The following is a 15,024-nucleotide window of genomic DNA, read 5'->3' as shown; positions in this document are numbered from 1 at the left end:
ATCAGTAACTATATGGAAATATTCAATGATTTTGCTTTTCTTGTTTACCTTTCTTAACAAATTTTTCAGCTAAAAAGTTCGGTAATTTTTTTAAAACATTATATCATTAAAATTGTAACGGTTTAGCTGTAATAAAAGCAGGCTGTTATATAAAAAGGAATAAAAACAATAAATTACACGAATATAGGGATTGCTATGCAATATCATAATGAAAACTCGAAGACGCCTTTCTTAAGTTCTCTTAATCGTCGCCTTAATCAGAACAATAACTTAAGCTTAAATTCACCGACAAATTTTAACTCAAATAACGCTAATAAGCCGCATTTTTTCAAAAAAACATTAACATGCCTATTAATGTTACCTTTAATGTATGCATTTAATGCACAGGCATTAACATCAAACACCACAGCTCAAGCAATCAATGGTTCAGCACCTTATTTAACTTTTGATAATGGTCAAACTAAGAGTGATAACACCGGAGCGTTATTATGGTTGCGTTTTAATGATGGTAACCAAGAAGTCAAATATGATGCTCCTCCTAAGAATGGTGATAATCCCGTGGTTATAGATATTCCAGCGACAGTGAACACCTTTGAAGATATTCAAACAGTCGTGCCAGCTAATACCCCTAGTATTGATAATGTTCAATCAATTGATTTTAGCACAATACTACAAGATCCGAATAATTATGCCAGAGATGATGACGGTGATGTGGTTGTTTCAGCAACGGGTAAAATAGAGATGACTATTTTAGACTCGACAGAGCAGAAGGTTAAACGGACAGATGCTATTGATACCTGTTTGGCACCTTATACTATCAATCTGAAAATAGATGACAGTGAGATTAAAACACAATATGGTATACCTGATTCGACAACCTATAGTAAGCTTGAAGATAACTATTACTTAGGTGTTGATTCTAATACTATTTATACTTGCTTTGTACAACCACTAACAATTTTCTTTGATAACAAATCGGGAGTGTCTGGGCAGTGGGATGACGATAAAGAAGTATTTTACATGCAAAACTTCAATCAACCTGAGTCAAACTTCCCGACAACGGGGTCGGATGGCCTTTACTTCAAGTTAATTGTTGCCGGACTTAAAAATTATAAACAACTTAGTTATACAAAAGATCCAAGCAATTCAAATGTTGATATATCGTTTGGAGAGACGAAAAAGAAGATTCCGACAGTAATATTAAAGGGACCAACCTCTAATTCTGCACCATCGAAGCTTCGTTTTGTTCCAACAACATTTACCATTTATGCTGACACAGCAAAAACCAAGCCTATTTATAGCTTTAAATTACAACATTGGTTTATTCCTCACACGGATATACATGGCGCTTCGTATATAGAAAATAATTATGATAATGCAGTAAATTATTGTTCCACTTTATCGGGTTATCGAATGCCAGATGTATCTGATCTGACTAATGCTAATGGTTGGGGAATAAATGGTCATCCAAATGCCTCTTCGGCCTCATTAAGGCAAATAAACGGAGGATTGATTTCAGAATGGGGCGGCGGGCTTAGAAAATACACTGAACAATGGGATCTATTTTCCATTTGGACTAGTACTCCGAGCATTTTGCCGGGACAATATTATACTGTAGCTTCGAATAATGGTGCTATTTTTCACACTAAAATGGAATTTACTCAAACCGCCTGTGTAATGCCTTAATCGTCATTAACTATTATCAATTAAAGTGTGATTGAGGTAAAAACAAAACTATAACTGGGGCTCAATATTGAGCCCTTAATTATATAATTATTAATCTAATATTCTTCTTTAACCTGCTTTAAAAAGCTTTTTCTACAATTATCCAGAGTTGGTTGATGTGCAATGGTTAGATGAGCTGCTTTTTTCAGATATTAATTTCAACCTTGTTCAGCTAATGTTGCTTGCACAATCCGTAGGGCATCAAATGTCTGTTTAACATCATGTACCCGTATAATGTGTGCCCCTTTCATCGCCGCAATGACAGCGCAAGATACACTACCAAGCATTCGTTCTTGCGGCGGAACATTTAATACTTGCCCAATCATAGATTTACGAGACATACCAACTAATAGCGGTAAATTGAAATGATGAAATTTTTCCAAAGTTGCCAGTAATCGGTAGTTGTGTGATAGTGTTTTACCAAAGCCAAAACCTGGATCGAGTATGATTTTTTCACGATTTATACCAGCTTTAATGCAGCGATTAATATGTTGGTCAAAAAAAGTGTCTACTTCTTGATAGATATCTTGATTGTAGTGTGGCGCATTTTGCATGGTTTGAGGATCGCCTTGCATATGCATAATACAAACAGGCAGTCCGGTTTTTGCGGCAGCGGACATCGCACCGGGCTCGGTTAGTGCTCGAATATCGTTAATTAAGTGGGCGCCGGCTTTCGCCGATTCAGTCATTACCTCAGGTTTAGAGGTATCTACCGAAATCCATACATCAAAATAACGGGCAATTTTTTCAACTAAAGGTATTACCCGTTCTAACTCCTCTTCAACCGATACTTCAGCTGCGCCAGGTCGAGTTGATTCTCCTCCGACATCAATAAATGTGGCACCGGCTTGAATCATACTATCAACTCGACGCATTGCATCATCGAGGTTGTTGTATTTACCGCCGTCGGAAAATGAATCTGGCGTCATGTTCACAATGCCCATAACTTGTGGAAAAGAGAGATCCATAACTTGATTTTGAAAATGAATTTCCATAAGGGTAGTCCTATTTGATAAACAGTTTTTAAATGAATGCATTAGCTATTTAGTTACGGTTAAATTTTAGCTTAGCCGTAAAGGTTATATTTACCACTGAGTCTAATTATGATGAGATTATATCTTCATTTTGTCGATAAAAAACGCGCCGAAGCGCGTTATTTGTTTATATCATTTTAATCGTCTGATTGAGGCGGAATATCTGTTCCCTCATTTGGAATCTCTTGTGCTGCTTTTTCGTCACTCTCTGTCCAGTCATCCGGTGCATTGATAGGTCGACGTGCAATTAAGTCCGCCACTTGATTTGCACCAATGGTTTCATATTTCATTAGCGCATCTTTCATTGCATGAAGCACATCCATATTTTCCGTCAAAATTTTACGTGCTCGTTCAAAATTGCGGTCAATAATCGCTTTAACTTCTTCATCGATAATGCGAGCAGTTTCATCTGAGATATCTTTAGGACGGCCATAAGCTGAATTATCATCCATTTCATAAAATAGTGGTCCTAGACGTTCAGAAAAGCCCCATTGGGTAACCATAGCTCTGGCGTATTGCGTGGCAACCTTAATATCATTCGAGGCGCCGGTTGATACTTTTTCAGCACCATAGATCAGTTCTTCCGCCAGTCTTCCACCATACAGGGTCGCAATATCGCCTTCTAGTTTTTCACGGCTTTCACTCACTCTGTCACCTTCAGGTAAGAAGAAGGTGACGCCTAAAGCACGTCCGCGAGGAATGATTGTGACTTTATGAATTGGATCATGATCAGGCATTAAATAACCAACAATAGCATGACCGGCTTCATGATAAGCAGTTGATATCAATTGTTCTTGGGTCATCGTCAATGAGCGTCGTTCAGTGCCCATGTTGATTTTATCTTTAGCTTCTTCAAACTCGTCCATTGTCACTAATCGTTTGTTACGACGAGCCGCAAATAACGCCGCTTCATTGACTAAGTTTGCTAATTCAGCACCAGAGTAACCCGGTGTGCCACGTGCTAAGACTGACAAATTAACATCAGAGCCCAAAGGTACTTTACGGACATGAACAGCAAGAATCTGCTCACGACCTTTCATATCTGGTAGGCCAATTTGTACTTGGCGGTCAAAACGGCCGGGGCGCAGTAATGCCGGATCTAAAATATCAACCCGGTTAGTGGCCGCAATAATGATTATTCCGCTATTCGCTTCAAAACCATCCATTTCAACTAGCATTTGGTTCAAGGTTTGTTCACGTTCATCATGCCCGCCCATTGAACCAGCGCCTCGTTTACGACCAACGGCATCAATTTCGTCAATAAAGATGATACACGGTGAATGTTTTCGAGCTTGTTCAAATAGATCACGTACTCGTGAGGCACCCACACCGACAAACATTTCAACAAAGTCAGAGCCGGAAATACTGAAAAATGGAACGTTAGCTTCACCAGCAATCGCTTTTGCCAGTAGGGTTTTACCTGTACCCGGTGGTCCAACCATTAAAATCCCTTTTGGAATACGTCCACCCAATTTTTGGTATTTACCCGGATCGCGTAAGAAATCAACCACCTCGGTAACTTCTTGTTTCGCCTCTTCGCTACCGGCGACATCGGTAAATTTTGTTTTGACTTGATCAGGGGTTAGCATTCGAGCTTTACTTTTACCGACCGACATTGGCCCGCCTTTACCACCACCTTGCATTTGGCGCATAATAAAGATCCAAAAGCCAATGAGTAAAATGATAGGGAACCAAGAAACTAAAATCGCACCTAATAAGCTCGGTTTTTCATCAGCAGTACCATAGACAGGTACTTTATGACTTAATAAATCATCAATGAGTTTTTCATCAAAATAAGGGATATAAGTTACGTAATTGCTATTATCGTTTCTGGTAGCAACTATTTCTCGTCCGTTAATATGCACTTCTTTGAGCTTGCCATCGGCGATATCTGAGTTAAATTTATAATAATCGATTTGAGGGCCGCTAGATACTGAGCTGAATTGATTAAATACCGCAATCAATACTACCGCAATTATTCCCCATATCAGTAGATTCTTTACCATGTCGTTCAAAAGAAAAACCCCTCATAAAAATTAACAGTTACGACTAAAATTAACCAAGTATGGTACTACAAAATTATACAACTGGCTACTTCATACCCATAGCAACAATATAAACTTCTCTTGACCTTGCGCGTGAAGCTTCCGGTTTGCGTATTTTGACCGTTTTAAAAAGTGATCTTACTGCTTTAAGATACTCTTCAAATCCTTCGCCTTGAAAGACTTTCACAATAAAATTGCCATTCGGTGCCAGAACATCTCGGCACATATCTAATGCCAGTTCAACTAAGTACATGGCTCTAGGAATGTCAACCGCCGGTTGTCCACTCATATTAGGCGCCATGTCGGACATAACCACTTGCACTTTGTCTTCTCCAACACGCTCTAGGAGCGCATTGAGCACAGCTTCATCTCGAAAGTCACCTTGCAGGAAATCTACCCCAACAATAGGATCCATTGGGAGCAAATCACAAGCGATGATCCGACCTTTATTGCCGATAAGTGATGCGACATATTGTGACCAACCCCCAGGCGCCGCGCCTAAATCGACAACGGTAATACCGGGTTTAAATAGTTTGTCACTTTTTTGAATTTCTTCTAATTTGAACCAAGCTCGCGATCTTAGACCTTTTTTTTGTGCTTGTTGCACAAAGCGATCTTTAAAATGTTCATTAAGCCAACGCGTCGAGCTAGCTGAGCGTTTTTTGTTACTCACAGCGAATAAATCCTTAACGTAAAGAGTTCACTTCATTGATTAGTCATATATATAAGGGTAGAATAGCAAAATTACAACTTAATGTGATAAAAAATTAATGAATTTATCGAATAAACAAAAACAGTACCTAAAGGGTGAAGCTCATCACTTAAAACCAATTGTGATGATTGGTGCTAATGGGTTTACTGAAGGCGTTTTAGCTGAAATTGAAAATGCCTTGAACTTTCATGAGCTAATTAAAATTAAAGTGTCTGCTGAAGATCGCGAAACAAAAAAACTTATTTGTGATGCGATTATTCGTGAAACTAAAGCGATACCTGTTCAGCAGGTTGGCTCTATTTTTACGGTGTTTAGACCGAGTGAAGAGAAAAAAATCTCTTTACCAAAATAATCAATGAAAAACAGGGCATATTGCCCTGTTTTTTTATCGAGAGTGATTATTGATGCAAATTGACATTAAATATAGTCAACTTTAATGATATCAAACTCAACATCACCACCAGGCGTTTTAATTTGAACAGTATCGCCGTCTTCTTTACCAATTAAACCACGGGCAATTGGTGAGTTAACTGAAATTAAATTTTGTTTGTAATCGGCTTCATCATCACCAACAATACGGTAGGTTGTTTCTTCGTCAGTATCTACATTTACAACGGTGACAGTGGCACCAAAAATAATTCTTCCGGTATTTTTTACTTTGGTAATATCAATGATTTGTGCTTGCGATAATTTACTTTCAATTTCCTGAATGCGACCTTCACAAAATCCTTGTTGTTCTCTTGCGGCATGGTATTCGGCGTTTTCTTTCAAATCTCCGTGCGCTCTTGCTTCAGCTATAGCTGCTGTAATTTGAGGTCTTTTGACATTCTTCAGTTCTTCAAGTTCGGCACGTAACAATTCGGCTCCCTTTACCGTCATTGGGATTTGTTTCATCTCTGTTTTTTCCTATTTATCTATCGTAAATAAAAAAAGAATAACAATCCTTCATCTTAATCAAAAGAGAGGGCGTAATTAATTTAATTTGTTATTCTAACGTCATAATTTTGGCTTGTTATATATTAACTGGAAAATCGGTTTAACAACAGATCATTTATATCAAAATCGAGTGCTATTTTAGTTAAAATCGGTTATCGTAATGTAATATCTAATTATTTATTGTTACTATTTAGTTTTTGTTATGCGAACGATTCGATTATTACTGATTACTTTTTTAACAATTGTCTGGATTTTAATTTTGCTGGCTTACTTTGCTGTACAGACTAATTACGGCGCTAAATTTATCAGCCAACAATTATCAAAATTAAGCTCATATTCTATTTCAATCGGTAAAGTTAATCATTCTTTAGCTAACTTTTATGAAATATCTGTTGAAGATCTGACGATCAAAGATGAAAATCAACATGTTACTAAAATTGCTAAATTGATAATTGGATTTGATAAAAACGATTTGTGGCAGCTAAAGCATTTCAATTATATTGTTGTGGTCAATGGTGAGTTAGACGGTAGCAAAATTGAACAAGCTTCTATTTCAGCTAATGTCCTTAAATTGGTTGATTCGACCGTCAACGTTTCACTTAATGACGGAAAAGATTCGTTAACTTTTCGGCAAATAAATGGTGGCATTAAACCATTTAATGTATCTGATCAACAATCGTATCAATTTGAATTATCATCACAGCAAGTTTCGTTTAATCATTTTCTAGTCGATAAAGTGTTGCTTCAAGGTTTTCAACGTGAAGGTACCATTTATATAACAAATTTAGGTGGTAACATTAATGACGGGTTTTTTGTCAGTAAATTAAAAATACTAGCGGATAAGAGTTTGGATGTTGAGCAATTGAAACTTAATAACATTCACGTTCAATCTAAAGATAATCAATATTTTGCGCAATATCTGGATAAATTACCCAAAACGACTTTTCGTCAACTTTCAATGTTGAATAGTAGTATCCAATTGCCTGACTATACAATTGAAAAAGGCAATATTGAAACAACCAATATTATTTATGACAAGCAGTGGCACTTTAATCAAAGTGCGTTAGTTTTTAATGCCGATAATATCGTATGGAATGAGAAACCGTTTTCTTCTGTTTTGCTGCAATTAATGCTTAAAAATGAGCATGATATAGCCATTGAAAAAGCTATCGGTATTTGGAATCAAGGGCGATTAAGTTTAAATGGAGATTGGAAAGATAATAATTTGCATATAGATAAATTATTAGTGACCGAAATTGATTTTAAGCTACCTAAGAAAATTGAACAGATTGTACTGCCTGAATCGTTAAAACAGATTGATATTGATCGATTATCGATTTTGAAAGGTGGAATAATTAATACCAATCCTGACTATCCGTTTAATTTTGTCGATTTTCAAGCCTCCGGTAGCAAATTGCGTTTGGTTGAAAATAGAAAGTTAGGGCTGTTTAATGGCCAATTATTTGTTAAAGCCAATAATGGAACAGTTAATAAAATTGGAATGATTTATCCTGATTTTTCCGTTAAATTTAATGATCAGCATCAAGCCTTATTGGCGTTTACTGCATTAGTTAATGGTGGCATGCTTGAATCGAATGCAATTGTCAATCCTTCGCTAGATAAATTAGAATCATTACATCTTAAGGCCTATGGGGTAAGTAGTATCTTTCTTGAAAAGTGGAAGTTAGTGAAACAGCTTCCTAATGCTTCACATTATACTCTTGATTTACATGGCGAGATTGCTCCTTATAGCCTATCCGGTACATTTTTCGCAAATGGCAATCGTTATAACATCGAGCCTCAGCATTGATATTTCTAAAAACAACCTTATATAATTCGCTAAGATGTTCTAAGCTTTATTTTTTAACTGCGATAAAATGAGCTTGATTAGAAAAGTGAAATGAGGAAGTCATGGAAAGTGTAAGATTAGATAAGTGGCTTTGGGCTGCCAGATTTTATAAAACACGTTCACTTGCACGTGAAATGGTCGACGGTGGTAAAGTCCATTATAATGGTCAACGGACTAAGCCTAGTAAAATAGTCGAAATTGGTGCAATGTTGACACTTCGCCAAGGTTCTGACCAAAAAACAATTCAAATCTTAGCTATTAGTGAGCAGCGCAGGCCAGCGGCAGAGGCTCAATTACTCTATCAAGAAACGCAAGAAAGTATCGCAAAACGTGAAATGGTGGCGCAAGCACGTAAGCTTAATGCATTGACAATGCCGCATCCGGATAGAAGACCGGATAAAAAAGAGCGGCGTAATTTGATTCGATTCAAAAATGAAAGACAACAAGGCGACAACTATTAATATGGATACTCTAAATCGATTTTTATTTGATAATCACCCAATTCGGGGTGAAATTACCCGTCTTGAACAGACATATGAAGCTATTTTAGAAAATCATACTTATCCTGTAGCAGTACAAAATTTACTGGGTGAGTTATTGGTTGCAACCAGTTTATTAACTGCGACTTTAAAATTTGAAGGGGATATCGCTGTGCAGTTGCAAGGTGATGGCCCATTATCACTAGCGGTTGTAAATGGTAATCATCAACAGCAATTACGTGGCGTAGCACGGGTTAACGGTGATATTTCTGATAATGCAACGCTTAAAGATATGGTTGGTAATGGTTATATTGTCATTACTATTACGCCTAAAAATGGCGAGCGTTATCAAGGTATTGTTGGGCTTGAAAAAGATACCTTAATTGGTTGTATTGAAAATTATTTTATGCAATCCGAACAGTTACCTACCCGATTGTTTGTCAAAACTGGGGTATGTAATAATAAGCCAATGGCGGCCGGCATTTTATTACAGGTACTTCCGGCAAACGAAGGTACTGACGAATCTTTCGAGCACCTTTGTGCGTTAACTGAAACGATCACACGTGACGAACTATTCCAACTTTCAACTGACGAGATTTTATATCGCCTTTATAATCAAGAAGAAGTTCGACTGTTTGAAGCGCATCCTATTATTTTCAAATGTAGCTGTTCGCGCGAGCGTTGTGAAGATAGTTTAATGACGCTACCCGCTCATGAAGTTGATGAAATTTTAAAAGAAGAGGGCGGTAAAATCGATATTCATTGTGATTATTGTGGCAAACATTATCTGATTGATGCAATTGATATTGCTGAGATGAGAAGAAAACAGAATTTGAATTATCACTAATCTACATATAAAAATACCACTAAGATCGTGAAGAATTTTAGTGGTAAAGTGAAATATAGGGAATTAAACCCATACGTAATTTACCAGAATGACTTAAATTTTCAATTAATTTTATATACAATCGATAACAATTTTGTAAATCCTCTTTACAAAAGTCAGCCATTTAATTAGTTAGCTTTTTATACAACTCTTCAATCTATTATCGTTATTTGGTCAACTATCGCGTGTTGATTAATAATTCTTCCTTTGATATTAAAATGATATAAAGTCAAGCCAAACTCTTGTTCCGTTTTATCTTTGCGCTTATAAGCAGGTCTTGGGTCTTGTGATATTACTTGAGAGATTAACGTTGCCAACTGAGGATAATCTTGTTTTTGTCGCTCTAAAAATTGCTGTACAAACGGTGAAAATGTAACGGTTAATACGGTTTCGGGCACTGTCTGGGCATAGCTACCTTTGGCTTGTGGATAACTATCACAATAAGGGATATAAGGTTTGATATCGATAATTGGTGTGCCGTCGACTAAATCAAGGCTGCCCAGTTTTAAAATGACTTGTTTTTGAACAACGGTAATATCTTTTAATTCTACCGCAGAAAGACCAATATGATTAGGTCTAAATGGCGAACGAGTGGCAAATACGCCTAAAGTTTTATTACCGCCTAAGCGTGGAGGGCGCACCGTTAAGCGCCATTTTTCAGGTTCGATGTGGTGGAACAGAAATAACAGCCACAAATGTGAAAACTGCTCTAAACCTTTCACACTATTAGGATCGTTATAAGGTGCTAATAAATGCAGCTCCCCTTGACCTGCGGAAACGAGATTAGGTTGCCTTGGTACAGCAAATTTTTCGCTGTAAGGTGAACGTATTATGCCAATAGGGTTAATTTGCCGATTCATTATCTTTTATGATGTATTGAGCCATTTGAAGGTAATTATTATATCACTCGATAGATAAATTTAATTCAGATGTTTACCGCCGACATAAAGTCGGCGGAATAGTGATCAATAGCTGTTTGTGAGTGGATTATTACCAACCACGAATTGCCCCGCCATTAAAGATTTCATCAGCTTTTTTAGCAACGGCATCAGTTTGATAAGCTTTAACAAAGTTTTTAACGTTTTCATTATCTTTATCAGCTTCACGCGATACGATAATGTTCACATATGGAGACTCTTTATCTTCTACAAAAACCCCATCTTTGCTTGGCGTTAAATTTGCTTGTCCGGCAAAAGCATTATTAATGATTGCCAAATCTACCTGAGCATCGTCTAAAGAGCGAGGTAGCATTGGTGCTTCAAGTTCAACAATCTTATAGTCATAAGGATTGCTGGTAATATCAAGTACAGTTGGTAATAACCCTTTTGCTTTATCAACTGTTATTAACCCTTCGTGTTGCAATAATAGTAATGCACGACCTAAGTTTGTTGGATCATTTGGAATAGCAATGGTTGACTTAGCTGGAATAAAAAAGGTTTCACCACGAGGTGATTTAACTTTTACCCCTTCGCCAGTTTCGGCAGAAGCGTCAATTGGTTTAAGTTTATGAGTATAACTTGCAATTGGATATACAAAAGAGTTACCAACAACAGCAAGTTTATATCCACGTTCTTTAATTTGCTCATCTAGATATGGTTTATGTTGGAAAGCATTAACATCAATTAAACCGTCATTTAAAGCTTGATTTGGTGTAACGTAGTCATTAAAAATAACTAACTCAACATCAATATTATAAAGATCTTTAGCCTGCTTCTTAACTACTTCTGCCACCTCCTGTTCTGGCCCTGAAATCACTCCAACTTTAAGTGAGCTTACTTTGGTTGGTTCAGCTGGTTTGTTTTCGGTTGTTGATTGTTTGTTATCACAACCTGTTAAAAAAAATGCACTCACCAAGGTGGTGACTAGTGCTAGCTGTTTAATTGACATAATTTTCTCCAAAATTAATGATGAGTAACACGTTTAACAATACTATTGCCAATAAACTGAATAATAAAGACAATAATGATTAAGATAACCAAAACCGTATTCATTATAGCAGGCTTATAACCGTTGTAACCATATTGAATTGCCAGTTGTCCAAGACCGCCAGCACCGACCGCACCAGCCATCGCAATATAGCCAGTCAAGGTGATGAGTGTAATGGTCATACTATTAACAATAACCGGCAGTGATTCGGGTAATAGCACCTTATAAATTATTTGTAATGGTGTGGCGCCCATTGAACGAGCGGCTTCAATAAGTCCTTTGGGTACGTCAAGCAAGGCATTTTCAATCATACGAGCAATTAATGGTGATACGCCAATACTTAATGGCACTACTGCTGCTTGTTTCCCAATAAAAGTTCCCATTAAAAAGGTCGTAAAAGGTATTATCCAAACAATTAATATAATAAAAGGAATAGAGCGAAAAATATTGGTAATAAATGAAATAACACTATTGGCGGCATAACAATCTAAAATTTGCCCTTTACGAGTGGTGTAAAGCAATATTCCTATTGGTAAGCCAATCACTGTACCCCAAAAGCCTGATAAAATGACCATATAAAGTGTCTCATCAGTGGCTTGTGCCATTTTAAATAGCATCGCTTCATTAAAGCCATTAAATGATGAGCAAAATGCGACAAAATTTGCCCAAAAGTCGGAGCCGGCTAAAAATCGAAATAATGATTCAAATGGTTTAAATGATGGAATAAAATTAAACATAGCCCAGCACCTCTACTTTGGTGTTATTTTTTTCTAAAAATTGTATTGCTGATAACGTACTATTAGGTTTGCCTTTCATTTCAGCTAGCATCAACCCGAATTTGACACCACCGGCATAATCCATTTGCGCACTGATAATGTTACTATCAATATCAAATTCTTTGGCAATTTGCGAAAGTAAAGGTAAATCAACCGACACGCCACTAAATTCTAAACGTACTAACGGATTGAGTCCTTCTTTATGTTCTGGCGTAAGGCGAATTAAGTAATCATCTGGTATGGTCAAATGTAACGTCGATTGAATAAATTGTCGGGCAATTTCGGTTTTAGCATGCGAAAACATTTCACCGACTGAAGATTGCTCGACTAATTCACCATTACTGATCACAGCAACTTGATCGCAAATCTGTTTTACCACGTCCATTTCATGGGTAATTAATAAAATGGTTAATCCCAATTTTTGATTAATGTCTTTGAGTAATGCCAAAATCGAACGAGTAGTTTCAGGATCGAGCGCACTGGTGGCTTCATCACACAATAATACTTTAGGGTCACTAGCCAATGCTCTTGCAATAGCTACACGTTGTTTTTGTCCGCCGGATAAATTTGCCGGGTAGACATTTGCTTTTTCGGTCAAACCAACTAACGCTATTAGTTCATTGACTTTTTGTTTAATCTTCGCTTTCGGTGTCTTATTTAACTCAAGCGGAAAAGCGATATTATCAAATACCGTCCGAGAAGATAAAAGGTTAAAATGTTGAAAAATCATACTGATTTTGCGACGTACTTCAATTAGCTGTCGGTTAGATAAATCGGTGATATCTTGATTATCAAAGAAAATTCTACCACTTGTTGGTTTTTCTAATAGATTAACGCAGCGAATAAGTGTACTCTTTCCGGCGCCGGATTTACCAATAACACCATAAATCTTGCCTTGCGGAACATGGATTGTTATATTTTTTAAGGCATGAATTACCGTTTTATTCTGTTCAAATACTTTCGAAATATTTTGTAGTTTTATCATAATATATAAAGATAAAGTTTGGATAATTGAATATTAAGACGTCTAGACATCTAAGTCAATCGATAATATGCTATGCAAATTTGAGCGATATGTAAGCAAAGGAATACAAATAAATATGAAACCAGCTATTTTTTTAGATCGAGATGGTACGATTAATATCGATTACAATTATGTACATACTATTGATAAATTTCATTTTATTGATGGCGTAATTGAAGCAATGCAAGAACTCAAAAAAATGGGCTTTTTGTTAGTTATTACCACTAACCAATCAGGTATTGCAAGAAATAAATTTACTGAAGAGCAATTTCATACCTTAACAGAGTGGATGGATTGGTCATTACAAGACCGAGGTGTCGACTTAGACGGTATCTATTATTGCCCGCACGATCCTTTAGTTGATCATTGTGAATGTCGCAAACCGAGTCCGGGTATGATCCAAACAGCGGCGAAAGAGTTAAAAATTGATATTGCTAACTCTTATATGGTGGGTGACCGAGTATCGGATTTATTGTCGGGTAAAAAGGCAGGCGTTAAAAAAACAGTTTTGGTGAAAACCGGTGATGCCATTACAGAAGAAGCGTTAGCGCAAGCTGATTGGGTAATTGATAGCTTGGCGGATCTACCCAATAAAATAAAAGCTGAATCATAATTTTCTAATAATACTAGCCTAATACGGCATTTAAAATTAATGCCGTATCATTCTCACGATAAGCCCTGATAATATTAGCCCCGAAAATAGAGCATTAATAAAGTTCACCATACTTTGACCAAAGGTATGAATAGTATTGGTGAAAAAAGAGAAAAACAACTTAAAAAAATCAAAAATACTAACCCCCAATATAGAAAGCTCATTTTATTTGTCTTATCAACCAAGATCGGTAATCTGAGAATAAAGAAGCATATTAAACTCAATCCTACCAAAATACTTCCATGTTGGAGTAATTGGTAGGTAGGAATATTTGTATTTTTTAATGATAGTGTCTGTTGTAAAAAAGGCAGGTGTTGTACAAAAAAGCCAGTCAAGTGAGTAAAACTATCCCAACCTAAATGAGACAGTGCGCCAATTAATGCAGAAGTTATGACAATAAACCAGTGATGGTAGCAATATTCACTCCAATTAAAATTTAGGTAATGAGCAAATCGTTTATAAAGCAATAATTAATGTTATGGGTAGATCAAAATAAAAGATGCCTAATTAAGGTGTGGCTCATATCACTTTTTATTTTCATCCTAAGAAAAATATTCAAAGCCAGGTGACATACTACCTATAATTAAAGTTGTCATAGAAAAAAATTTAGGCTTTTTGTAAAAAGGAAAAACAATTGCTGGATGTGCAAAAGTAAAAGGCATATAAAAAACCCCAGTTAAAGAGTTAGACGGAAATAGAAAACTATAATTATATGATCACTAATAAATAAAGAAAGTTTGTAAAATTTGTATAGGATTAGTTTATTTTCACAGCGTCATGTGTAAAAAAAACACAATCGGAAATAAATTTGCAATAATCGCTTGCATGATTTTTCTAAGGCTCTATAATGCGCATCCACTGACACGGCGTCAGCGAAAGCAGACGGGAAAAGTGATTAGTGAGCAAGATCAAATTTTTTAAAAAAAGATCTTGACGAATAAAAAGGTGTAGCGTAGTATACGCAGCCCTTGAGACAGCAA

General features: G+C 36.5%; 14 protein-coding genes and 1 pseudogene. 6 read left to right on the top strand and 9 right to left on the bottom strand.

Translation table 11 applies throughout. The features are described 5' to 3' along the window. The first annotated feature begins 195 nt into the window (after positions 1-195). Entirely contained in the window at positions 196-1,686 is a 1,491-nt protein-coding gene (locus J3U37_RS11615) for a hypothetical protein (protein ID WP_267375016.1), read from the top strand. A 197-nt stretch (positions 1,687-1,883) separates the two neighbouring features. Here the strand turns inward: J3U37_RS11615 and folP are convergent, their stop codons facing one another. The 3 genes from folP to rlmE all read right to left on the bottom strand — a co-directional run bounded on the left by folP (position 1,884) and on the right by rlmE (position 5,477). Continuing rightward, positions 1,884-2,720: a dihydropteroate synthase gene (gene folP, locus J3U37_RS11610; RefSeq protein ID WP_267336033.1), complete on the bottom strand. Its 837-nt coding sequence runs from the start codon at positions 2,718-2,720 to the stop codon at positions 1,884-1,886. Positions 2,721-2,896: 176 nt separating this feature from the next. Next, positions 2,897-4,774 carry an ATP-dependent zinc metalloprotease FtsH gene (ftsH, locus tag J3U37_RS11605; protein ID WP_416379771.1) on the bottom strand — a complete coding sequence of 626 codons (1,878 nt, stop codon included), beginning with the start codon at positions 4,772-4,774 and terminating at the stop codon, positions 2,897-2,899. Between the two features lie 76 nt (positions 4,775-4,850). Beyond that, positions 4,851-5,477: a 23S rRNA (uridine(2552)-2'-O)-methyltransferase RlmE gene (gene rlmE / locus J3U37_RS11600; RefSeq protein WP_220218305.1), complete on the bottom strand. Its 627-nt coding sequence runs from the start codon at positions 5,475-5,477 to the stop codon at positions 4,851-4,853. A 97-nt stretch (positions 5,478-5,574) separates the two neighbouring features. Here rlmE and yhbY point away from each other — a divergent pair, with 97 nt between their 5' ends. Further along, a complete protein-coding gene (gene yhbY, locus J3U37_RS11595; RefSeq protein WP_220218304.1) occupies positions 5,575-5,868 on the top strand; it encodes a ribosome assembly RNA-binding protein YhbY in 294 nt (97 codons plus the stop codon). A 65-nt stretch (positions 5,869-5,933) separates the two neighbouring features. Here yhbY and greA read toward each other — a convergent pair whose 3' ends face one another. Next, the gene (gene greA / locus J3U37_RS11590; RefSeq protein ID WP_220218303.1) at positions 5,934-6,410 is read right to left on the bottom strand and encodes a transcription elongation factor GreA; all 477 of its coding nucleotides are present in this window, start codon (positions 6,408-6,410) and stop codon (positions 5,934-5,936) included. 244 nt (positions 6,411-6,654) lie between these two features. On the opposite strand from greA, the gene J3U37_RS11585 reads away from it, so the two are divergent. The 3 genes from J3U37_RS11585 to hslO all read left to right on the top strand — a co-directional run bounded on the left by J3U37_RS11585 (position 6,655) and on the right by hslO (position 9,627). Further along, the gene (locus tag J3U37_RS11585) at positions 6,655-8,262 is read left to right on the top strand and encodes a hypothetical protein (RefSeq protein ID WP_267329188.1); all 1,608 of its coding nucleotides are present in this window, start codon (positions 6,655-6,657) and stop codon (positions 8,260-8,262) included. 101 nt (positions 8,263-8,363) lie between these two features. After that, positions 8,364-8,762: a ribosome-associated heat shock protein Hsp15 gene (gene hslR, locus J3U37_RS11580; protein WP_267336035.1), complete on the top strand. Its 399-nt coding sequence runs from the start codon at positions 8,364-8,366 to the stop codon at positions 8,760-8,762. 1 nt (position 8,763) lies between these two features. After that, entirely contained in the window at positions 8,764-9,627 is an 864-nt protein-coding gene (gene hslO, locus J3U37_RS11575) for an Hsp33 family molecular chaperone HslO (protein ID WP_267375014.1), read from the top strand. Between the two features lie 191 nt (positions 9,628-9,818). On the opposite strand, the gene tsaA is transcribed toward hslO, so the two are convergent. The 4 genes from tsaA to metN form a co-directional block, all read right to left on the bottom strand. Further along, the gene (gene tsaA / locus J3U37_RS11570) at positions 9,819-10,529 is read right to left on the bottom strand and encodes a tRNA (N6-threonylcarbamoyladenosine(37)-N6)-methyltransferase TrmO (RefSeq protein WP_416380014.1); all 711 of its coding nucleotides are present in this window, start codon (positions 10,527-10,529) and stop codon (positions 9,819-9,821) included. 127 nt (positions 10,530-10,656) lie between these two features. Then, positions 10,657-11,553: a methionine ABC transporter substrate-binding lipoprotein MetQ gene (gene metQ / locus J3U37_RS11565; protein ID WP_220218298.1), complete on the bottom strand. Its 897-nt coding sequence runs from the start codon at positions 11,551-11,553 to the stop codon at positions 10,657-10,659. A gap of 14 nt (positions 11,554-11,567) precedes the next feature. Continuing rightward, a complete protein-coding gene (locus tag J3U37_RS11560; RefSeq protein WP_366518728.1) occupies positions 11,568-12,209 on the bottom strand; it encodes a methionine ABC transporter permease in 642 nt (213 codons plus the stop codon). Positions 12,210-12,321: 112 nt separating this feature from the next. Next, the gene (gene metN, locus J3U37_RS11555) at positions 12,322-13,353 is read right to left on the bottom strand and encodes a methionine ABC transporter ATP-binding protein MetN (RefSeq protein ID WP_220218296.1); all 1,032 of its coding nucleotides are present in this window, start codon (positions 13,351-13,353) and stop codon (positions 12,322-12,324) included. Positions 13,354-13,468: 115 nt separating this feature from the next. Between metN and gmhB the strand changes: the two genes are divergently transcribed. Further along, a complete protein-coding gene (gmhB, locus tag J3U37_RS11550; protein ID WP_220218295.1) occupies positions 13,469-14,005 on the top strand; it encodes a D-glycero-beta-D-manno-heptose 1,7-bisphosphate 7-phosphatase in 537 nt (178 codons plus the stop codon). Between the two features lie 104 nt (positions 14,006-14,109). Here gmhB and J3U37_RS12215 read toward each other — a convergent pair. Continuing rightward, positions 14,110-14,706, bottom strand: a pseudogene (locus J3U37_RS12215) (DUF4184 family protein). Between the last annotated feature and the right edge of the window lie 318 nt (positions 14,707-15,024).

The organism is Gilliamella sp. B3172 (assembly GCF_026536465.1).
In the GTDB taxonomy this organism is placed as follows: domain Bacteria; phylum Pseudomonadota; class Gammaproteobacteria; order Enterobacterales; family Orbaceae; genus Gilliamella.
The sequence above is the reverse complement of the archived record's forward strand: the minus strand, read 5'-3'. Positions and strand labels throughout refer to the sequence as shown.